Source organism: Nesterenkonia halobia (assembly GCF_039536005.1).
Taxonomy (GTDB): domain Bacteria; phylum Actinomycetota; class Actinomycetes; order Actinomycetales; family Micrococcaceae; genus Nesterenkonia; species Nesterenkonia halobia.
In genome coordinates, this window is record NZ_BAAAYG010000005.1 from 258246 (window position 1) to 278472 (window position 20227).

Below are 20227 nucleotides of genomic sequence, written 5' to 3' on the forward strand. Positions count from 1 at the left end.
AGAGATCATCCTCAGGGGCGATGGATCGGAGCGCCTCATCCGGCAGGATGAGGGATGGATCGTGCTCCGCGCTCGCGGAGCTCTCGGCACGTTCACGAAAGGACGCCCCACCATGTCCGTTCCAGTTCTCGAGACGGAGAACCTGGTGAAGGTCTACGGGCGCGGAGCGGCACGCTTCGACGCCCTGAAGGGCCTGACTTTCGAGATCCACGACGGCGAGTCCGTCGCCGTGGTCGGGAAGTCAGGCTCGGGCAAGTCGACCCTCATGCACCTGCTCGCCCTGCTCGACCGTCCGACGTCCGGCGTCGTCGCGCTCGGAGGCGAGTCGGTCTCGGAGCTGAAGCCGCGGCGCGTCTCGCAGCTGCGCAACGCCTCCTTCGGCTTCGTCTTCCAGCAGTTCTTCCTCAACGCCAACCAGACGGTGCTGGAGAATGTCACCCTGCCGCTGAAGATCACCGGGATGTCGCGCGGGGACCGCCACCGGCGGGGCATGGAGGTGCTCGAGCAGCTGGAGATCGCCGAGAAGGCCAAGAACAAGGCCAAGGACCTCTCCGGCGGCCAGAAGCAGCGCGTCTGCATCGCCCGCGCCCTGGTGAACCGCCCGTCGGTGATCTTCGCCGACGAGCCCACCGGCAACCTCGACTCGGCCACCAGCGAGGTCGTCGAGGACATCCTGTTCAACCTCCACCGCGACCACGGCATCACCCTGGTCGTGGTCACCCATGACGAGGATCTGGCCGCTCGCTGCGAGCGGCGGCTGAAGATGCAGGACGGCGAGATCGTCGCCGAGGAGCACGGCGTGCTCGCCGACCGGCACATCGACACCACCTTCGACCCGGACCAGCTCGGCGTCGACCCCGACGAGCCGCGCGGGCCGAGCCGCGCCGCGACCGGGCAGGACGCCGGGGCCGCCGACGAGGCGACGGAGGAGGAGCACGACGAGGACGGCTCGCCGCTGCGCCGCGGCCGCCGTCGGGCCTCGCGGGCCCGGGACCGTGCGCGGGACACCTTCCGCGACCGCGTGCGCGGCCGGGCTCGCACCGAAGGGGCCGCCGTCGAAGTCTCTGGGGACCCCGAGGAGTCCGAGGACCCGGAGGGCTCCGAGGCCCTGGACGCCGCGGCGACCGCCGGGGCCGACGATGACCAGCCGGCCGACGAGGCGTCGCAGACCCGACGCCGCGGCCGCGACGCAGACGAGGAGGGAACGGCATGAGGGCCGTCGACGTCGCCGGGACCGCACTGTCCAACACCATGCGGTCCAAGATGCGCACCTTCCTGACGGTGATCGCCATCGTCATCGGTGCCTTCACGCTGACCCTGACCTCCGGCATCGGCGCCGGCATCAACCGCTACGTCGACGACATGGTCGCCGGCTTCGGCGAGACCGACGAGATGTACGTGATGCCCGGCGCCGACCAGCAGGCGATGGGCGGGGGCCAGGCCGGACCCCAGGAGTACGACGCCGGCGAGGCCGGCGGGCCCTCCGGCAGCTACGGGCAGTCCATGCTCAGCGAGGAGGACATCGAGTCCATCTCCGAGCTCGACGGCGTCACCGCCGTCGACCCGATCGTCTTCGTCTCTCCGGAGTACCTCGAGATCTCCGACGGCACCCAGTACGCGCTGGACGGACTCGGCGTGCCGGCCGACGCCCCGGCCATGGAGCTCGCCGCCGGCGAGACCCCGGACCCGGAGGCCGACGAGATCACCGTGCCGCGGTCCTGGCTGACCGCCTTCGACGAGGGTGCCGAGGACGCCGAGGAGGCCGACCCGCAGGCGGCGATCGGCGAGACCGTCGACGTCGGCGTGCGCGACATGGCCCAGGAGGTCCAGACCGTGGAGGCCACCGTCGTCGGCGTCTCCGAGGAGGACCTCGCCGGCATCGGCAGCTCGCCGATGCCCTCGCAGGCGCTGCACGAGGAACTCCACGAGCTGCAGAGCTCCGGGGCCCAGGTCGAGCAGGAGGAGAGCTACGCCCAGGCGGTGATCCAGGTCGAGGACCTCGCCGCCCAGGAGGACGAGCTGAAGTCCGAGCTCGCCGACGAAGGACTGATGGGGATGACTCTGGACGACATGCTCGGCGTGGTCCGCGGGATCATCAACACCGTCACCTGGGTGCTCAGCGGCTTCGCGCTCATCGCGCTGCTGGCGGCCAGCTTCGGCATCGTCAACACGCTGCTGATGTCGGTGCAGGAGCGCACCCGCGAGATCGGCCTGATGAAGGCGCTCGGGATGAGCCGCGGACGAGTCTTCGGCCTGTTCTCCATGGAGGCGGTGATGATCGGGGTGATGGGCTCGGTGATCGGCGTCGGCCTCGGCGCGGGGGTCGGGCTGGCGGCGAACGCCGCGCTGGTCAGCGGCCCGTTGAGCAACGTCGCCGGACTGACGCTCTTCGCCCTGGCCCCGGGCGCGCTGATCGCCATCATCGCGCTGATCCTGGTCATCGCCTTCCTCGCCGGCACGCTGCCGGCGGCGCGGGCGGCGCAGAAGAACCCGATCGACGCGCTGCGCTACGAGTGAGCGCGCTGCGCGACGACGCCCGGGCCGAGGCGGTCCGGGCGTCGTCGTGCCTCGGCGTGCCGCGCGGGTCTCCATCCCGCCGGACGCGCCGACATCGAATCTGGTGATCAGTTCGGGTCGGACGGTAGATTCGAGACAGTACAATCTGGAGGAGGAAACATGACACAGCCACCTGAGGGCGAGCCGCAGCAGGGCCCGCGATTCGGCACCGACCCCTACGACCCGTCCGCCGTCGGCGGACCGATGGCCGAGCCGAGGAAGTTCAGCCGGCTCAAGCAGCTGACGCTGCTCAGCCTGGCGATCTTCGTGGTCCAGGGCATCATCGGGCTCATCCCGGCGATGAGCGGATCGATGCGGGACCAGGTCGCCGAGCAGCTGGAGGCCCAGGGGGCGACCTCGGGGCTCTCCGAGGAAGAGCTCCAGAGCATGATCGACATGGGGATCGCCGGCGGACTCGCCTTCGCCATCGGTTCCCTGGTGGTCGGGATCGTCGTCTATGTGATCGTCTACTTCGGTCTCGTCAAGCGTAAGAACTGGGCACGCATCGTGGGCATCATCTTCGCGATCATCGGTGCGCTCTTCTCGCTGATCAACGGTGTCGGCGGCCTCGGCGCCGGCTCGACGGCCACGATGATCTCGTCGCTGCTGCTGCTCGTCGGGGCCGTGGTCGCCATCTTCTGGCTGGTCACCGCGTTCAACGGGCAGGTCAAGGCGTACCTGACGCAGAACGTGCAGGGCTGATCCGAGAGCGGTCTGCCGAGGTGCGGTGTCCGCCCGACGCCCCTGGAATGACGACGGCCCGTCCACCGCACTGGTGGGCGGGCCGTCGTCGTTCCGGGGCGAGGCGTCGTCGGGCCGAGCTCAGCGCCAGCCGAGCCCCGGGGCGACGTGGGTGATGATCGACTCCAGCAGATGAGCGTTGTAGTCGACGCCGAGCTGGTTCGGCACGGTGATCAGCAGCGTGTCGGCTTCGGCGATCGCCTCGTCGCGGGCGAGCTCCTCGATGAGCTGGTCGGGCTCGCCGATGTAGGACCGGCCGAAGATCGCCCGGGTGGTCTCGTCGAGCATCCCCACCTGATCCTGAGCGTCCCGCTGTCCCAGGAAGTAGGCCCGGTCGCGCCGGTCGGTCAGCGCGATGATCGACCGTGAGACCGACACCCGCGGGGCGGAGGCATGGTCATGGGCGGCCCATTCCTCGCGGAAGCCGCGGATCTGGGCGGCCTGCTGGACGTGGAAGGGCTGGCCGGTCTCGTCGTCCTTCAGCGTCGAGCTCATCAGGTTCATCCCCCGAGCGGCGGCCCAGCGGGCTGTGGCGTCGGAGCCGGCGCCCCACCAGATGCGCTCGCGCAGTCCGGGGGAGTGCGGCTCCACGCGCAGGAGTCCAGGAGGGTTGGGGAACATCGGCCGCGGATTCGGCTCGGCGAAGCCTGTGCCCTCCAGCAGTCGCAGCGTCTCCATCGTGTGCCGGCGAGCCATGTCGGCGTCGGACTCGCCCTCGGCCGGGCGGAAGCCGAAGTGCCGCCACCCGTCGACCACCTGTTCCGGCGCCCCGCGGGAGAGGCCCAGCTGCAGCCGCCCGTCACTGATCAGGTCCGCCGCGCCGGCGTCCTCGGCGAAGTAGGCGGGGTTCTCGTAGCGCATGTCGGGGTTGCAACACTGGTCCACGTAAGCTTGGTTGCATGGTCGAACTGGTAGCGCTGAGGAAGACGAACGAGGTGGCGGCCTACGTCCGCGCCTCCATGGACCGCAAGGGCGACCGCTGGACGGTCGATACCCAGCTGAGGAAGATCAAGGCGCTGGCCGAGGCCAAGGACTGGAACGTGGTCGAGGTCTACGAGGACAACGCGGTGTCGGCGACGAAGAAGCGCCGCGCTGGCACCCGGTGGGCAGAGATGCTGGACGACGCCCGAGCAGGCCGGTTCTCGATGGTCGTCGCCGTGGACATGGACCGCCTCCTGCGCAGCACCAAGGATCTCAACACACTGATCGACCTCGGTCTGCGCGTCGTCACCGTGGACGGCGAGATCGACCTCTCGACGGCGGACGGCGAGTTCCGGGCGACGATGCTCGCCGCCCTCGCCCGGTTCGAAGCCCGGCGCAAGGCAGAGCGCCAGATCAGATCGAACGAGCGCCGACGTACAGAAGGCATCCCCACGTCGGCCTGGAAGGCGTTCGGCTGGACGCGCGATGGCGAGTTGATCCCCGAGGAGGCCGAGGCCGTGCGGCGAGCCTTCGACGCGTTCCTCGGCGAGCCGTCGCTGTCGATCCGACGCATCCGCGAGGACCTGAACAGCGCCGGTCACCTCACCGCGCGCGGGTCGGAGTTCTCAGTCGATGCCGTGAGGTACCTGCTGGCGAACCCGCTCTACGCTGGCTACATCAAGCACTACGCGTCGGGCGAGCTGTACCCCGTGCAGGGCGAGGTGTTCCCGCCAATTGTGAGCGAGCAGACGTGGCGGGCCGCGGTTGCGAAGCTGGAGGACAACGTGCGGAGGTCGGCGAGGCAGGGGAACCAGCCGAAGTACCTACTCTCCGGGATCGGCCTGTGCGGAAAGTGCGGGGCGACGCTTGTCTCGGGGACGAACAGCCGCAAGCAGCCGACGTATCGCTGTGGAGAGCACTTCCACCTCACGCGCCAGCGCGAGCCCGTCGATGCGATGGTCACCGAGGCGGTGCTCACCCGCCTGTCCTCGGTGGACGTGCACGACCTGGTGATGCCGCAGGAGGACGGTAGGCCGGACCGCGAGGAGCTGCTGACCGAGCGGAACGCGCTGGTCGAGCGCGTGAAGGAACTGAGCCCGCTGCTGCGCGACATCCATCAGCCGGTCCTTGAGATCACGGCGGCGATCAATGACGTGAAGGCCCGCATCGACGAGATCGACGCGGAGCTGCTCGACCGCTCGGTGTCGGCGGCGGTGAAGCTGCTCGCGGACGTGGACGAGCTGGTCGGAACCGTGGAGCGCCGGGAGATGGTCGAGTCGAAGTGGAAGGCGCTGGATGTGGACCGTCGCCGGATGCTCGTGGACGAGCTGGTGACGGTGACCGTCGCGCCGATCCGGCCCGGTCACGTGCGGTTCGATCCCGACCTCATCCGGATCGAGCCGCGTCGCGATTGACTCATGATTCGACTCGTCATTGCAATGGTGAGTCGAGTCATGGGAGAATCGTTGCAGAGGCGAATGGACAGCGCTTCGTGGTCCGCGGGGGCAGCGAAGTGGCATGTCCCCGGGCTGGCAAACGGAGTGAACCTCGCGTGAGCGAGGGTGAGACACCCCCGGTGAAACGAAAGCAATCCCCGACGGGCGGGCCACCGTCGAAGCTCCGACCGAGAGGTCGCCAAGAGTGAGGGCTCTTGGAACTCCCGAAGAACGATCTTCGGGAGTTTTCTATGTCCTCGACGGACACCCGCACTTTCACGAGCCTTCCGCCTGACCTCGAGCAGGGGCAGGGGCTCCCTGCCCGCGATGAGGGCCTCGCGCCCGTCATCGCCGCCGCCCGCGCTGCGGGTCGCGTGGCTGGTGAGCGGTTGACTCATACTCCGCTGAACCCGCGCCAGCGCGCCACCGTCGCCGCCATGATGGGCGGTGATCGCTGATGAGCGCGAACTCCGCCGCCTTCGATCACCTGACCGGCTTCCGCTGGCGTCAGGGCGACCCCTCCCTCGCCAACATGGAGGCACGGCTCTACGACCTCGGCGTGCTCCGCTCCGTGCTGGAAGAGGCCGTCGAGATCGCCGTCGCCGACGCCCGCGCCGAGGGCGTGACGTGGGCCAGGATCGGCGACGCCCTCGGCGTCACGCACCAGGCCGTGATCAAGCGTTACCGCAAGGGCGGTGGTCGCTGATGCACCCCGACGCCCGCAACCTCAGCACCGATCCCGTCGACCTGACCCCGCCCGGAGGGCCTGGTCTGGCACCCGCCGAAGGCGGGGTGCCCGGTGCCGTTCCGAGCGACGGGAACCGGGCTCTCCCCGTCGGGGACGATTTTGCCGGAAACGGCTATACGGCTGCACCGACCGATTCCGGCGAGTCCGAGATTCCCGCCGATCTCAGCTCTGACCAGGGAACTGTCGCCGCTCTGCATGCGCGGCCCTCCTTGGGTGGCCGCGCATCCGTTTCGGAAACGGCTGCACCGGCGCCTACCTCGGGTGCAAGCGTGGACTTCGCCGAGCTGGACGTGCCGGGGGCCGATCCCGGTGACGAGGTCGAACCGTTCGTCGTCGAGTCCACGCCTGCGCAGGTCGCCGAGGCGAAGGCGTTCTTCGCCGCCGCGAAGACGGCGGAGAGCCCGGAGCAGGCGAAGCGCGCCCGTATGCAGTCACGCGTGTTCTCGGTGATGCAGTACCGCGAGCACCCGGAGACCGGCGAGGTCATGCTCACGCAGGAGCAGATCGACGAGGGCCTCGCGGCGCTGGGCGATCGCCTCCACCGCTGGGCCTACGTGTGGCACCCGTATGACCGCCTGGTCGAGGTGGACGAGGGTACAGGCGAGACGGTGTGCTGCGGGATCAAGGGCCTGCACGCTCACATGGTGTTGTGGGTCGCTGATGCTGATGGTCCGCGTCCTACGATCCGCACCGTCTCCGACGCCTTCTCGATCCCCTCGGCTCGCGTGAAGCCGCCAAAAGAGACTGCCGAGCAGGAAGGCACCGAGCACAAGGGCCGCGGCGCGGCAGAGAAGGCGTTCTTCGATCTCGCTGAGTACCTGCCGCATGAGTCGCGGGGGAAGAACGCCATCCCGGGCATCCACCAGCCGGAGCGGCACTACCTCGTGGACAAGACGCAGGAGGGCATGCCTGGCAAGTACCAGTACGGCCGGGGCCGGATCGTCGCGAACTTCGATTTCGGGCGGGAGCTGGACGCGCACATGGCGATGCGCCGCAACGCCGCTGAGGGCGGAGGCAGGGCGAAGCTCAGCAAGCTCTTCCAGGCCGTGGGCAAGGGCTCGCTGACGCTGAAGCAGGTCCGCGATCAGGAGCCCGCGATCTACTTCGCGAAGGGCAACCTGGCGCACTTCCAGAAGCTGCGCGGCGACTTCCTCGCGTATCAGGACGCACCGGAGTCGGTCATGAACTTCTACGTGTTCGGCGAGGGCGGCACGGGCAAGGACCTGCTCGCGAAGGCGCTGGCTCGCGCTCTGGCCCCGGATGCGGACAAGCCGTACTTCAAGGTGGGCGGCGAGAACGTCTCGTGGGAGGGCTACGACGGCGAGCCGGTCGTGATCTGGGAGGACACGCGCGTCGGTGACATGATCCGCACGGCCAAGAGCCGCGGGATGCTCTTCCGCATTCTCGGCCCGTGGCGCGAGCCGGACGAGAAGCCGATCGTGAACATCAAGGGATCGAAGACTCAGTTGCTCAACCGGGTGAACATCGTTACGGGTCCCGAGGGCTACGAGGAGTTCCTCCGCGGCTTGGCTGGCGAGTACGAGTCGATGCAGGGCGGCGTGCGGGTCAAGCACCAGGCGGAGAACCTCGGGCAGGGGTTCCGCCGCTTCCCGGTGATCATCCCGGTCGCCGAGCGCGAGTTCTCGATCTTCGTGAACTCCGGTGTGCTCAACGGCACCCGCGAGTACCAGCGTTATGAGCGGTACGAGCACATGCGCCAGGACCTGGAGTTGCTGGCGCGCAGGTGCAAGGCGATCAAGGACACCGCGGAGCGCGAGCGCGTGCGCGGAGAGATCGAGGCGCGCACGGTCGCGCCGATCGTGGAGCAGCACGACCGGATAGCGCGCCCCGAACTGGAGGCGATCAACGGGGACGAACTGTTCGCGGAATTCGCTGGAGTCGGCCAGCCGATCCAGCCGAGCGCTGAGGAGATCGCCGCCGCCGAAGAGGCGGCGAAGTGTGACCGTGAGGTCGTCGAGGAGCAGCAGCGCAGGCGGCTCGCCGAGCTGGAGGAGCACAACCGTGAGTTGCAGCTCTGCACGTGTTCCACTCCGCAGGCGGGCGTCTACGCGCGGCATGGGGATGAGTGCCTGGCGCTCTCCGAGGATGAGCGTCAGCGCCGCGCTGAGGCGAAGCAGAAGGTGCTCGATGCGAAGGTCGCGCGGCTCCGCGCGAACGGCGGTCTGCTGGTCGCGGGAGGTGCGGCATGAGCACCGAACTCGATGGGCACTTCCAGGGGATCGAAGGGGGCGCAGCCCCCTCGCAAGCAGGCAAGGAGGACATGAGCGCCAGCGAAATGTCCGACGCGCCTACTGCTTGCCACTCTGGCGTACAGGCGGAGCAGCAGGCCGACTCCCGGGTGAACACCGGTCGGGCTGATGCGGAGGCTGTGCGCCAGAGTCACGGCGGCGCGGAGCGTCGTCGTGGCAGCGGCGGGCGGCTCGATACGCGCTTCGATGACGCCACGCTCGGGGCGGTTCGCACTCGTGCGAAGCGGCTCGGGCTGGCTCCGAGCACGTGGGTGCGGACCGTCGTGCGCGATGCGCTCCATGCATCTCGGAGCGAGGAGCTGGACGCCGCCGTGGCCGCGCACCTGCTCGGGGTCGAGGAGCGCGTGCAGGCGTCTGCTGATGCTCGGGAGCTGGCCGCCCAGGTGCGCCCGCTCGCGATCAACGTCAACGACCTGGACCGCCGTGCTCGCGCGGGTGAGCCGGTGTCGCTGTCGGCGGAGGTGCCCGAGCTGATCGAGCTGCTCCGCGAGATCCGCGCCCTGCTCGGTGATCGGGCGGCCTCATGAGCACGACACATTACAGTCCGAGCGCCAGCGCCGCCGACACCGAGCGCTACATCCGGGGCAAGGAGGACGAGCGCGGCGTCGCGATCACGTGCGACGTGCCGGGAGGCCCCGGCGCGTTCTCGGCGCGCGCCCGCGCGCTCACCCAGAACACGAAGCGCGACGTCGAGGCGCTGCACTACAGGCAGTCGTTCAGCGACGAGGAGTTCGACCCGAAGAATCCGGAGGACGTGCAGCGGGTGAACGATCTGGGCTATCAACTCGCGAAGAAGATGCACCCAGATTCCGACTGCCTCGTGGTCAGTCATGTGGACGGACGCGGGAAGAAGCCGCACAACCACATCTTGGTCATCAACCACAGCAATCGGACGGGAAGAGCGCTCAGCGACTACCGCACGTTCCACGACCGCAAGGCCGGGAACCAGCGGGGCGTTCAGTCAGCGAACGACGAACTCATGCGCGAGCACGGTCTCTCGGTCGTGAAGCGTCTGGAGCACGCACCGAAGGACTGGGAGCTGCGCCGCGAGGACTTCGCCGAGGGCGGGCTCGACCGCGAGATGGGCGACCGGATGAGCGCCGCCCTGGCTGATCCCCGTGCGGTGGACAAGGCCGGTCTCGAAGCGGTGATCGAGGAGCAGAACCAGCAGCTCGGCGATGACGGGGAGCGGGTGCCGCGGATGCGCCTCCACACCGCCATCAGCAAGCGAGGGAAGAACGTCGGCAAGGAGACGTGGACGCTCTACATCGAGGACCGCCGCGGCGAGTCCGGGCGTGCCGAGCGACGCAAGCGCACGAGTGCGCTCTCGACAGATTTCACCCCGGAGGGCGCGCGGGCGTTCTTCGACTACCACCAGCAGCAGGAGGAGCAGGAACATGAGCGCAGCGCTCGACAGGCTGAAGCAGCAGAACGCGCAGAGCGGATCGCAGCAGCAGCTCGACAGTCCGGAGACGATGGAGGCGTTGACCTCGGTCCTCGCCGCCGTCGAGGCGCAGAACGCGAGGCTCGACCGGCTGGCCGAGCAGCAGAAGAAGCTCGCGGGGTTCGTGAAGGTCATGGACGAGGAGACGACGAGGCGGCTGGAGCGGATCACGGCCCCGGCGTCAACCTCCTCGCCCTCCAGCGACGTGTCCGCGAGGATCGCGAGTATCGAGAGCAGGCAGAACGAGATCGCGAGCACGCTCGGCGAGTTCGCGCAGAGTCTCAACGGCGAGAGCTTAAACGCCGCGTCGCAGAGCTTGGTCGCGGAGGCGCAGAGGAACCACGTGGCTACGGCATCGGCGATTGAGGGGCTCAAGGCGCAGGCCGCGGCGAACCAGAAGCTCGTCAGACAGGTCGGCTGGGCGGTGCAGCGGATCGAGAAGCACACCGAGGAGCGGGTCCAGAAGGCCGTCGAGCAGGTCACCGGAGAGGCTTCGACCACGATGACCGCGAACCTCGACGCGTCGAACGAACGGGCCGAGCGGATCATCGCCGCCACCGCGAAGCTGGAGGCCCGGCAGCTGTGGTCGGCCGCCGCCGCGATGTGCCTCGCGCTCCTGCCGGTGGTGGTCGTCATCGCTGGGCTCTGGATGGGCATCGCCGGGCTCATCACCGGCGCTCAGTGGGCGCTGGACGTGGACGGTAGCGTGTGGCTCGGGATCGGGCGCTGGCTCGTGATCGCCGTGGGCCTCGCGGCGGCCGGCTACGGGGTCTTCGCGTCCGTCCGCTGGGTTGTTGGTCTCGTGGAGACCTGGAAGGGTCGCGGGATGCCGACGTGGCCGAGCTGGCGACGATGACTGGAGCCACTCGAACTACTGACCCCGGTCAGTAGTCGAACGATTGCCGCAGCCGCCGGTCGAGCGACGTCGGTGCCGCGGCAGTCGGCGGAGGACGATCGCCGCTGTGACGGCCACCCCGACTGCGATCCCGGCACCGATGAGCCAAGGGTTGCCGAGGAAACCTCCGATACCTGCAAGGGCTCCGCCCGCGGCGAGGAGAGGCAGGCCGCAGCAGATCAGCAGCGGAAGCGCGCAGCATGCCAACAGGAGCAAGCCCGTCCCAGCACCGACAAGCACGCCCGCGCGATGCGAGTCGTGGCCCTTATCGCCGCTCATCGTCTGTTCCTCTCCCAGCTGAGCGTTCCCCCCGATTGTCTGCGTGCGCGTTCACGCGCAGCACGACAGGAGCGACGGATCGGTGGTGAAGGCCTTGGCGGCGATCCGGATGCCCTCGGCCATGGTCAGGTAGGGGGCCCAGGCGTCGGCGACCTCGGCGACGGTCTTGCCGAGCACGTGGACCCCGGCGGCGGCGAGCTCGCCGGCGTCCTTGGCGACGGCGGTGATGCCGAGGATCTTCCCCGTGTCGGCGTCCACGACGATCTTGACGAAGCCGCGGGTGTCGCGGTTGACCAGGGCGCGGGGCACGTGGTGCAGGGGCAGGACGCGGCAGTCGCAGCGGATCCCGGCGGCGACGACGTCCTTCTCGGTCATCCCGACCGCGCCGATCGCCGGGCCGGTGAACGTGACCCTCGGCAGCCGGGCGTAGTCCACGGCCCGGTCGGCGTCGGTGAACGCGTTCTCGGCGACGAGGGTGCCGTGCTGGGCGGCGACGTAGACGAATTCGGGGTGGCCGGTCACGTCGCCCGCGGCCCAGATCCGCGGGTGGGAGGACTGCATCCGGTCGGAGACGACCACCTCGCCGAGGTCCCCGGTCTTGACCCCGACCGCGTCGAGGCCGAGCCCGTCGGTGGCCGGTCGTCGTCCGAGGGCGAGGAGCACCTGGTCGGCGCGGAACTCCTCCCGGCCGCCGGCGACGTCCGCGGTGACGACGGCCTGCCCGGTCGCGGCGTCGCGGGACACCCGCGTCGGCAGCGCGCGGCGGACCACCCGGATGCCCTCGTCGGCGAACACCTCCTGCAGCGTCCTGGACACCTCCGGCTCCTCCTTCGACGCGAGCCGGGACCGGGCCAGCACGGTGACCTGGGAGCCGAGCCGGGCGAACAGCTGCGCCTGCTCCAGGGCGACGTAGCCGCCGCCGAGCACGAGCAGGGACTCAGGGAGTTCGGTCAGCTCCATCGCCGTGGTCGAGGTCAGGTACCCGGTCTCGTCCAGGCCGTCGATCGGCGGGGCCCACGGCCGAGAGCCAGTCGCGACCAGGTAGTGCGCGGCCTCGATCGTCTCGGTGCTGCCGTCGTCCTCGGCGACCTGGAGGACCGGTGCGTCGGGGGTGCCGGCGAACGCGGCGTCCCCGCGGCGGACGGCCCACCCGTAGGAGTCGGCGACGTCGGCGTACTTCTCGCCCCGCAGCGACTCGACCAGCGCCTGCTTCCCGGCGATCAGGGCGGGCATGTCCACCGGCCCCGCCGTCGTCTCGATCCCCGGGAACCGGTCGGCGGCGTCGGCCGCGGAGTGCCATGCGTCGGCCGCGGCGATCAGGGCCTTCGACGGCACGCAGCCGGTGTTCACGCAGGTGCCGCCGAGCGTCCCGCGCTCGATCATCACCACCGACTTGCCGAGCGTGGTCGCGCGGATCGCGGCGGCGAACGCACCGCCGCCCGATCCGATGATGGCGAGGTCGTACTTCGTGGGCATCGCAGCTCCTGTCAATACTTGGACTTCCGGTCTATCTCAGCCATACTGGACCTTCCAGTGCAGGGGAAGGTCAAGAGGACTTCTGCCGAAAGAACAGGGGGCCTGCGATGCGCATCGGGGAACTCGCCGAGCGGGCGGGAACGACGGCGAAGACGCTGCGGTTCTACGAGGAGCAGGGCCTGCTGCCCCCGGCCGAGCGCACGCCGTCCGGATACCGCGACTACGCGCCCGAGACGGCCGCCCGGATCGACTTCGTCCACCGCGGCCAGGCCGCGGGCCTCACCCTCGCCCAGATCCGCCAGATCCTCGAAATCCGCGACGGCGGCGCTGCTCCCTGCGAGCACGTGCGCGACCTCCTCGACGCGCGCCTCGCCGAGATCGAGCAGCAGATCGCCCAGCTCACAGCGCTCCGAGACACCATCGCCGAGCTCAGGCACGACGCCGCGCAGCCCGACCCCGACTCGTGCAGCGCGGACCAGGTCTGCCGATACCTGTAAACGGCAGAGCCGTTCGCGCCAACGCCACAACCCCGACATGCGCTAGCGCATGTCGATCACGCCGGTGCCCAGCTCGATGCGCTCGGTGCGCGCGCCGGCGGCGGCGAGCAGCGGGAAGGGAGAGGCCAGCTGGCGGGCGAAGTGATGCACACGGTAGGCGGCCTGGTCGACGCCGAGCTCCTCGGCGGCGACGGCCAGCTCCACCGACTGCTGCAGCGCCTCCTTCGCCGACTGCGTGCCCGAGTGCGGCGATGGAGTCCAGTGGCCGAAGGAGAGGAATCCGAGAGTCTTCACGTCAGCGGCAACTCCGGTCCGGAGGAGGCTATTCCGTCGGCGGGTCGGCGGGCCGGTCGTCGCCGTCTCCGACGCCGACGGCGACGTGTTGCGGATCACGTTCCCCGCCCCTAAAATGAATCCTGATCATTAAAACGACCGACGATCAGGAGGCCCCCATGACGGAGCGGCTGAAGAACTTCATCGACGGCGCGTTCGTCGACGTGCCGGGCGGCGGCGAGGTCCCGGTGGTGCACCCGGCCACGGGCGAGCAGGTGGCGGTCTCGCCGATCACGGAGTCCGCCGGCGTCGACGCCGCGTTCTCCGCGGCGCAGGCTGCGTTCGGCGGCTGGTCGACGACGACGCCGGGGGAGCGGCAGCGCTGCCTGCTGCGCCTGGCCGACGCCGTCGAGGCGGATGCCGACCGGCTCGTCGAGGCGCAGCATCGCAACACCGGACAGCCCAAGGCGATCATCGCCGAGGAGGAGGTGGCCGCCGGGGCGGACCAGCTCCGTTTCTTCGCCGGGGCTGCCCGGCTGCTCGAGGGGCGCGGCGCCGGCGAGTACATGGAGGGATTCACCTCCTATGTGCGCCGGGAGCCGCTGGGCGTCATCGCCCAGGTCGCCCCGTGGAACTTCCCGCTGATGATGGCGGTGTGGAAGCTCGGCCCGGCTCTCGCCGCGGGCAACACCGTGGTGCTCAAGCCGGCGGAGACGACGCCGGAGTCCACGCTGGTGCTCGCCGAGCTGATCGCCGAGATCTTCCCGGCCGGAGTGGTGAACATCGTCCTGGGCGACGGGTCCACCGGTGAGCTGATGAGCCGGCATCCGGCGGCGGCGATGGTGGCGCTGACCGGCTCGGTGCGGGCGGGACGTGCTGTGGGCGCCGCGGCGGGCGAGGAGCTGAAGCGATCGCATCTGGAGCTGGGCGGCAAGGCCCCGGCGGTGGTCTTCGCCGATGCGGATCTGGCCGCCGCGGCGAAGCAGCTGGTGGAGTTCGGCACCTTCAACGCCGGGCAGGACTGCACGGCGGTGACGCGTGTGCTGGTCGAGGAGTCGGCCCATGACGAGCTGGTCGAGCATCTGGTCGCCGCCGCCGAGGCGACGGTCACCGGTCGGGCGGACGAGTCGCAGAACGACTTCGGGCCGCTGAACAACGCGCGGCACTTCGCCGCGGTGCGCGATCGGGTGGCCGCCGTCCCGGCGCATGCCACAGTGCGCACCGGCGGTCGGCCCGTCGAGGGGTCGGAGGGCTTCTTCTACGAGCCGACGATCATCTCCGGCGTGGCCCAGGACGATGCGCTGGTCCAGGAGGAGATCTTCGGGCCGGTGCTGACCGTGCAGTCGTTCTCCGGCGAGGAGGAGGCGCTGCGGCTGGCCAACGGCGTCGACTACGCGCTGGCCTCGAGCGTGTGGACCGCCGACCACTCCACGGCGATGCGCGTCTCGCGGGGGCTGGACTTCGGAGCGGTCTGGGTCAACACCCATCTGCTGCTGGTGGCCGAGATGCCCCACGGCGGGTTCAAGGCCTCCGGGCACGGCAAGGACCTCTCGGTCTACTCGCTGGAGGAGTACACCCGGGTCAAGCACGTGATGCACGCGCTGGACGGCTGAGGCCCGCGGGCCGGTGCGTCAGCGGGAGGGATCTCCTCGCTCGATGCGGCGGCGCAGCCCGTCGATCAGCGCGTCCAGCGTGAGCTCGAAGGCGTGGTCGGCCACCTCGCGGGCGTCGGATCCGCGGGCGGCCGCGGCCGCGGCGAAGCGCGGGGCCAGGTCCGCCCGGTGGCCCGGGTCGAAGATGTCCGCCGGAGCCGAGGCGTCGTAGGCGGCGCCGAAGACCAGCGCCTCGACGCCGACGATCAGGTCCACAGCCTCCGCCCCCGGCACGCCGGCGTCCTCCAGGGCGCCGGTGACGCGCTCGTACATCTGCAGCGACTGCGGAGCGTCGGCCACGGGCAGGACCGCCATGATCGGGATGAGCGCGGTGTGGCGGATGTAGCAGTCCCGGTAGGAGCGCGCCCAGACGCGCAGCGCCTCCGGCCAGTCCAGCGTGTCGAAGCCGGTGCAGTCGATCTGCTCGTTGAGCCGGTCCTGGATGAGCACCAGCACGTCGCGCTTGGAGCTGACGTGGTTGTAGAGCGCCGAGGTGGACACGCCCAGCTCGCGCGCCAGGCCGGCCATGGTCAGGGAGCGGTAGTCCCGGGTGCTGACGATCCGGATCGCCGCGGCGGTGATCGTCGAGCGGGAGAGCACCGGCGAGGATGGCCGGCCGCGGCCCCGCGCGCTGCCGGCCTCCTCGCCGGAGGCCGCGCTCGGGCTCGAGCTCCGGGCGGCTGCGTCCGACGTCGGGTTCTGCTCCGAGCTCACGTGGTCGTCCTCCGGTGTCTGGTGAAGATGTCAGGCGATGATCCGCCGGGGCGTCCGGCGAAGCCCGGCGGCGCCCCCACAGTCTAGAAGCAGCCGGTCCGTCCGCGGCGGGGTTGACAAGCACCGCGTCGTGCCGCTTAATGAATATAGTTCATTAATACGTGAAGGAGAACACAGTGTCAGCCACTCGAACCATCGGAAGCGTCGAGAGCCTGGAGCGCGACGTCGTCGTCGTGGGTGCGGGGCCCGCCGGGCTGCGGGCGGCGCGCGCCCTGGAGCAGGCCGGTCGCAGCGTCGCGGTGCTGGAGGCCCGGGACCGCGTGGGCGGCCGTACCTGGTCGGCGGAGATCGACGGCGCCTTCCTGGAGCTCGGCGGCCAGTGGGTCTCGCCCGACCAGACCGAGCTGCTCGGCCTGCTCGAGGAGCTGGGCCTGGAGACCTTCCCGCGGCACCGCGAGGGGGCCAGCGTCTACCTGGCCCCGGACGGCTCCCGGCATGAGTTCACCGGCGCGATGTTCCCCGCCGGCGAGACCGCCGTCGCGGAGATGGAGCGGATCATCGGGATCCTCGACGAGCTCGCCGCCGCGATGGACCCGGCGCGTCCCTGGGCCCATCCGCAGGCCCGCGCGCTGGACACCGTCACCTTCGCCGAGTGGCTGCGCGCGCAGACCGACGACGTCGCCGCCCGCGAGAACATCGCGATCTTCCTGGCCGGAGGCATGATCACCAAGCCCGAGCACGCCTTCTCCGCGCTGCAGGCCGTCCTCATGGCCGCCTCGGCGGGCTCCTTCAGCCATCTGGTCGACGAGGACTTCATCCTCGACCGCCGCGTGATCGGCGGCATGCAGGGCGTCTCGCAGGCCATGGCCGAGCAGCTCGAGCCCGGCACCGTGCACCTGGAGACCCCGGTGCGCACCATCGCCCACGACGCCACCGGCGTGACCGTCTGGTCGGACCGGCTGACCGTCCGCGCCCACCAGGTCATCGTGGCGGTGCCGCCGACGCTCTACTCGCGGATCAGCTTCGAGCCGCCGCTGCCGCTGCTGCAGCAGCAGATGCACCAGCACCAGTCGATGGGCCTGGTCATCAAGGTCCACGCCGTCTACGACCGCCCCTTCTGGCGGGAGAAGGGCCTCTCCGGCACCGGGTTCGGCGCCGCGGAGATCTGCCAGGAGGTCTACGACAACACCAACTACGGCGATCCGCGCGGGACGCTGGTCGCGTTCATCTCCGACGAGCAGGCCGACGCGATGTTCGCCCTGCCCGCGGCCGAGCGGCGCGCGCAGATCCTCGAGTCGCTGGCCCGTCACCTGGGCGGGGAGGCCCGCGAGCCGCTGGTCTACTACGAATCGGACTTCGCCTCCGAGGAATGGACCCGCGGAGCCTATGCGTCCAGCTTCGACGTCGGCGGCATCGTCCGCTACGGCGCGCACCAGCGCGAGCCCGTCGGACCCGTGCACTGGGCCTGCTCGGACCTGGCCGCCGAGGGCTTCCAGCACGTCGACGGCGCCCTGCGCCAGGGACGCCGCGCCGCCGACGACGTCCTCTCCCGGATCGCCGAGCCGGCCACGGCCTGACCCGACCTCGCACCAGCCCGGGACGCGACGCCGTCGCCGCCATACCGCCGCCATACCGCCGTCACCCTGCCGAGAGGGAGAGCATGACCCACGACGCCAGCCCCCGTCCTGCGCCGCCCGCAGGCCCCCAGCCCGAGCCCCGGTCGGATGCTCCGCTGCGCCGGATCGCCGTCGGCTTCGGCGGCGACGAGCGCAGCCGCGACGCCGTGCGGCTCGGCGCCGCCCTCGCCCGAGCCGCCGGCGCCCGACTGGACATCGTCCTCATCGTCACGCAGGACGACCCCTTCACCGCCGTCTACCCGCCGGTGGGCAGCATCTCCGGCATCGTCGCCGATCAGGGAGCCGCCTGGCTCCGCGAAGCCGAGGAGATGGTCCCGGCCGACGTCGACCTCACCGCCCTCGTGCGCAGAGGCGCCTCAGTGGCCGAAGGGCTCATCGCCGCCGCCGAGGAGCGCGGCGCCGACCTGCTGGTCACCGGCTCCGGCGTCGGCGCCGGCCGCATCACCGCCCATCCGGCCGTGGAGGCGCTGGTGCACAGCTCGCCGATCCCGCTGGCCCTGGCCCCGGCCGGCTACACCGGCACCGACGGCGTCACCGACGTCTTCGCCGCCGTCTCCGGGACCTCGGGCCGCCACCAGGTCGTCGACGCGGCCACGGACTGGGCGGACCAGCTCGACGCCGAACTCGTGCACGTCACGCTGCGGGCGGGCGAGTCGGCCCCGCATCCCGACGCCGGCGCCGAGACGGGGGCCGACACCGGCACCGAGGCCGACGCCGCGGAGCAGACCCCGCGGGCCGTCGTCGCCGTCGGGCGGACCCTCGCCCAGGCGGTGCGTCGCGTCGACTGGCCGCAGGGGGCGCTGCTGCTCATGGGCTCCTCCCGGCTGGCCGGACGACGGCGCCTCTTCCTGGGGACCGTCGCCGCCCGGATCCTGAGCCGGCTGCCGATCCCGATGATCGTCATGCCGCGGCACGAGCACGAGACCGACCAGACCCTCGAGACCGATCACACCGCCCATGCTCCAGGGGACGCCGTCACGGCGCCCCCGGCGGGCACCGCCCGCTGAGGGAGGAGAAGGACCATGACCCAGCAGACCAGCACCGACCCCCGCCCCGGCCCCGGAGGGGCCGTCGACGGAACGGGCCGCGACACCGACCACAGCAAAGGGCTCAGCCGCGGCGCGATCGGCGCGCTCGGCGCCGTCGTCATCGGGGTGTCCACGATCGCCCCGGCCTACACGCTCTCCGGCGCCCTCGGCCCGACGGCCTCCGCCGTGGGCGAGCACCTGCCGGCGGTGCTCATCGTCGGCTTCATCCCGATGATGCTCGTCGCCCTCGGGTACCGCGAGCTCAACCGTGCCATGCCCGACTCCGGCACCACCTTCACCTGGGCCTCGAAGGCCTTCGGCCCCTGGATCGGCTGGATGGGCAGCTGGTGCCTGCTCGCGGCGACCATCCTGGTGCTCTCCAACCTCGCCGGCATCGCCGTGGACTTCTTCTACCTGGCCCTGAGCCAGCTCGCCGGCGTCGAGCAGATCGCCGAGCTGACGCGCAACGTGCCGGTGAACATCCTCACCTGCCTGGTCTTCATGGCGGCCGCCGCCTGGATCTCCTGCCGCGGCATGGAGGCGACCAAGACGGTGCAGTACGTGCTGGTCTCGTTCCAGGTGCTGGTGCTCGGCTGGTTCGCCGTCGCCGCCTTCGGGCACGTCGCCGACGGCACCGCCTTCGACGCCACGCGGCTGTCCTGGGAATGGTTCAACCCGCTCGGCGTCTCCTCCTTCTCGGCCTTCGCCGCCGGCATCTCGCTGTCGGTGTTCATCTACTGGGGCTGGGACGTGGTGCTGACGATGAACGAGGAGTCCCGCGGCACCACGACGACGCCGGGCAGGGCCGCAGTGCTGACGATCCTGGTCGTCGTCGGGCTCTACACCCTGGTCACCCTGGGAACGCTGGCCTACGCCGGCGTCTCGACCGGAGAGCGCGGCCTCGGCAACCCGGAGATCCAGGGCAATGTCTTCGCCGCCCTCTCGGGACCCGTGATGGGCCCCTTCGCGATCCTCATCTCCCTGGCGGTGCTCTCCTCCTCGGCCTCCTCGCTGCAGTCGACGATGCTCTCCCCGGCCCGCACCATGCTGGCCATGGGCCACTACGGGGCGCTGAGCGAGAAGTACGCCCGGATCAGCCCGAAGCACCAGACCCCCGCCTACGCGACGGTCGTCGCGGTGCTCATCGCCTCGGTCTTCTACGCGGTGATGCGCGTGGTCTCGGAGAACGTCCTCTGGGACACCATCACCACGCTGGGGATGATGGTCTGCTTCTACTACGGCGTCACGGCCCTGGCCTGCGTCTGGTATTTCCGCCACGAGGCGACCCGCTCGGTGCGGGAGTTCCTCTCCAAGCTCGCGGCCCCGCTGGTCGGCGGGATCCTGCTGCTGATCTTCTTCTTCCAGACCGCCTGGGACTCGATGGACCCGGCCTACGGCTCGGGGTCGGAGATCGGCGGAGTCGGGCTGGTCTTCATCCTCGGCGTGCTGATCTTCGTGCTCGGCGTGGCCGCGATGCTCTACCAGCACCGGCGTCGTCCGGAGTTCTTCCGCCGCCGCTTCGAGACGTCCGAGCACCTGACCGTCTGAGCGGCGCGGGCCGCGGCACACTGGTCATCGCCCCGCCTCTGCTCGCGGCGCCGTCGCCCTCCCCGTCCTCGTCCCCGACCTCACCGCGGCACGCACCGTCGCGTGCCGACTG

General features: G+C 70.3%; 15 protein-coding genes and 3 pseudogenes. 14 read left to right on the plus strand and 4 right to left on the minus strand.

All coding sequences use genetic code 11. From position 1 onward, the window contains the following. Positions 1-112: 112 nt before the first annotated feature. The 3 genes from ABD652_RS07765 to ABD652_RS07775 all read left to right on the plus strand — a co-directional run bounded on the left by ABD652_RS07765 (position 113) and on the right by ABD652_RS07775 (position 3258). Entirely contained in the window at positions 113-1213 is a 1101-nt protein-coding gene (locus tag ABD652_RS07765) for an ABC transporter ATP-binding protein (RefSeq protein ID WP_344719934.1), read from the plus strand. After that, positions 1210-2517: an ABC transporter permease gene (locus ABD652_RS07770; protein WP_344719936.1), complete on the plus strand. Its 1308-nt coding sequence runs from the start codon at positions 1210-1212 to the stop codon at positions 2515-2517. The genes ABD652_RS07765 and ABD652_RS07770 overlap by 4 nt, the downstream gene beginning before the upstream one ends. A gap of 159 nt (positions 2518-2676) precedes the next feature. Next, a complete protein-coding gene (locus tag ABD652_RS07775) occupies positions 2677-3258 on the plus strand; it encodes a hypothetical protein (protein WP_344719938.1) in 582 nt (193 codons plus the stop codon). A gap of 120 nt (positions 3259-3378) precedes the next feature. Here the strand turns inward: ABD652_RS07775 and ABD652_RS07780 are convergent. Beyond that, positions 3379-4161, minus strand: a pseudogene (locus tag ABD652_RS07780) (LLM class flavin-dependent oxidoreductase); the annotation flags it as partial. Positions 4162-4196: 35 nt separating this feature from the next. On the opposite strand from ABD652_RS07780, the gene ABD652_RS07785 reads away from it, so the two are divergent. From ABD652_RS07785 to ABD652_RS13960, 6 genes and pseudogenes are all read left to right on the plus strand, one after another. Further along, complete coding sequence (locus ABD652_RS07785; protein ID WP_005464717.1) at positions 4197-5633, plus strand: recombinase family protein; 1437 nt, start codon at positions 4197-4199, stop codon at positions 5631-5633. 478 nt (positions 5634-6111) lie between these two features. Beyond that, positions 6112-6360, plus strand: a complete 249-nt coding sequence (locus tag ABD652_RS07790; protein ID WP_005464721.1) for a helix-turn-helix domain-containing protein — start codon at positions 6112-6114, stop codon at positions 6358-6360. Further along, the gene (locus tag ABD652_RS07795; protein WP_083852949.1) at positions 6360-8612 is read left to right on the plus strand and encodes an RNA helicase; all 2253 of its coding nucleotides are present in this window, start codon (positions 6360-6362) and stop codon (positions 8610-8612) included. Before ABD652_RS07790 ends, ABD652_RS07795 begins: the two co-directional genes overlap by 1 nt. Further along, positions 8609-9199, plus strand: a complete 591-nt coding sequence (locus ABD652_RS07800) for a hypothetical protein (RefSeq protein ID WP_005464726.1) — start codon at positions 8609-8611, stop codon at positions 9197-9199. The genes ABD652_RS07795 and ABD652_RS07800 overlap by 4 nt, the downstream gene beginning before the upstream one ends. Then, positions 9196-9657, plus strand: a pseudogene (locus ABD652_RS13955) (relaxase/mobilization nuclease domain-containing protein); the annotation flags it as partial. The gene ABD652_RS07800 and the pseudogene ABD652_RS13955, both read left to right, overlap by 4 nt. A 412-nt stretch (positions 9658-10069) precedes the next feature. Next, a complete protein-coding gene (locus tag ABD652_RS13960) occupies positions 10070-10972 on the plus strand; it encodes a hypothetical protein (protein WP_425574558.1) in 903 nt (300 codons plus the stop codon). Positions 10973-11341: 369 nt separating this feature from the next. Here the strand turns inward: ABD652_RS13960 and merA are convergent, their stop codons facing one another. Next, on the minus strand, positions 11342-12766 hold the full coding sequence (merA, locus tag ABD652_RS07815) for a mercury(II) reductase (protein ID WP_005464728.1): 1425 nt from the start codon (positions 12764-12766) through the stop codon (positions 11342-11344). 107 nt (positions 12767-12873) lie between these two features. Between merA and ABD652_RS07820 the strand changes: the two genes are divergently transcribed. Then, positions 12874-13263: a heavy metal-responsive transcriptional regulator gene (locus ABD652_RS07820; protein ID WP_005464729.1), complete on the plus strand. Its 390-nt coding sequence runs from the start codon at positions 12874-12876 to the stop codon at positions 13261-13263. 45 nt (positions 13264-13308) lie between these two features. Here ABD652_RS07820 and ABD652_RS07825 read toward each other — a convergent pair. Continuing rightward, positions 13309-13557, minus strand: a pseudogene (locus ABD652_RS07825) (LLM class flavin-dependent oxidoreductase); the annotation flags it as partial. A 158-nt stretch (positions 13558-13715) separates the two neighbouring features. On the opposite strand from ABD652_RS07825, the gene ABD652_RS07830 reads away from it, so the two are divergent. Further along, entirely contained in the window at positions 13716-15149 is a 1434-nt protein-coding gene (locus tag ABD652_RS07830; RefSeq protein WP_344719955.1) for an aminobutyraldehyde dehydrogenase, read from the plus strand. Positions 15150-15167: 18 nt separating this feature from the next. On the opposite strand, the gene ABD652_RS07835 is transcribed toward ABD652_RS07830, so the two are convergent. After that, a complete protein-coding gene (locus tag ABD652_RS07835; RefSeq protein ID WP_344719957.1) occupies positions 15168-15902 on the minus strand; it encodes a TetR/AcrR family transcriptional regulator in 735 nt (244 codons plus the stop codon). A 176-nt stretch (positions 15903-16078) separates the two neighbouring features. On the opposite strand from ABD652_RS07835, the gene ABD652_RS07840 reads away from it, so the two are divergent. The 3 genes from ABD652_RS07840 (at position 16079) to ABD652_RS07850 (ending at position 20115) form a co-directional block, all read left to right on the plus strand. Next, complete coding sequence (locus tag ABD652_RS07840) at positions 16079-17479, plus strand: flavin monoamine oxidase family protein (protein WP_344719959.1); 1401 nt, start codon at positions 16079-16081, stop codon at positions 17477-17479. An 83-nt stretch (positions 17480-17562) separates the two neighbouring features. Next, complete coding sequence (locus tag ABD652_RS07845) at positions 17563-18546, plus strand: universal stress protein (RefSeq protein WP_344719961.1); 984 nt, start codon at positions 17563-17565, stop codon at positions 18544-18546. 15 nt (positions 18547-18561) lie between these two features. After that, positions 18562-20115, plus strand: a complete 1554-nt coding sequence (locus ABD652_RS07850) for an APC family permease (protein WP_344719963.1) — start codon at positions 18562-18564, stop codon at positions 20113-20115. The last annotated feature ends 112 nt before the right edge of the window (positions 20116-20227 follow it).

Coding starts and splice junctions, on each gene's coding strand:
- ABD652_RS07765 (WP_344719934.1), top strand. CDS start 113: ATGTCCGTTCCAGTTCTCGAGACGGAGAACCTGGTGAAGGTCTACGGG.
- ABD652_RS07770 (WP_344719936.1), top strand. CDS start 1,210: ATGAGGGCCGTCGACGTCGCCGGGACCGCACTGTCCAACACCATGCGG.
- ABD652_RS07775 (WP_344719938.1), top strand. CDS start 2,677: ATGACACAGCCACCTGAGGGCGAGCCGCAGCAGGGCCCGCGATTCGGC.
- ABD652_RS07785 (WP_005464717.1), top strand. CDS start 4,197: ATGGTCGAACTGGTAGCGCTGAGGAAGACGAACGAGGTGGCGGCCTAC.
- ABD652_RS07790 (WP_005464721.1), top strand. CDS start 6,112: ATGAGCGCGAACTCCGCCGCCTTCGATCACCTGACCGGCTTCCGCTGG.
- ABD652_RS07795 (WP_083852949.1), top strand. CDS start 6,360: ATGCACCCCGACGCCCGCAACCTCAGCACCGATCCCGTCGACCTGACC.
- ABD652_RS07800 (WP_005464726.1), top strand. CDS start 8,609: ATGAGCACCGAACTCGATGGGCACTTCCAGGGGATCGAAGGGGGCGCA.
- ABD652_RS13960 (WP_425574558.1), top strand. CDS start 10,070: ATGAGCGCAGCGCTCGACAGGCTGAAGCAGCAGAACGCGCAGAGCGGA.
- merA (WP_005464728.1), bottom strand. CDS start 12,766: ATGCCCACGAAGTACGACCTCGCCATCATCGGATCGGGCGGCGGTGCG.
- ABD652_RS07820 (WP_005464729.1), top strand. CDS start 12,874: ATGCGCATCGGGGAACTCGCCGAGCGGGCGGGAACGACGGCGAAGACG.
- ABD652_RS07830 (WP_344719955.1), top strand. CDS start 13,716: ATGACGGAGCGGCTGAAGAACTTCATCGACGGCGCGTTCGTCGACGTG.
- ABD652_RS07845 (WP_344719961.1), top strand. CDS start 17,563: ATGACCCACGACGCCAGCCCCCGTCCTGCGCCGCCCGCAGGCCCCCAG.
- ABD652_RS07850 (WP_344719963.1), top strand. CDS start 18,562: ATGACCCAGCAGACCAGCACCGACCCCCGCCCCGGCCCCGGAGGGGCC.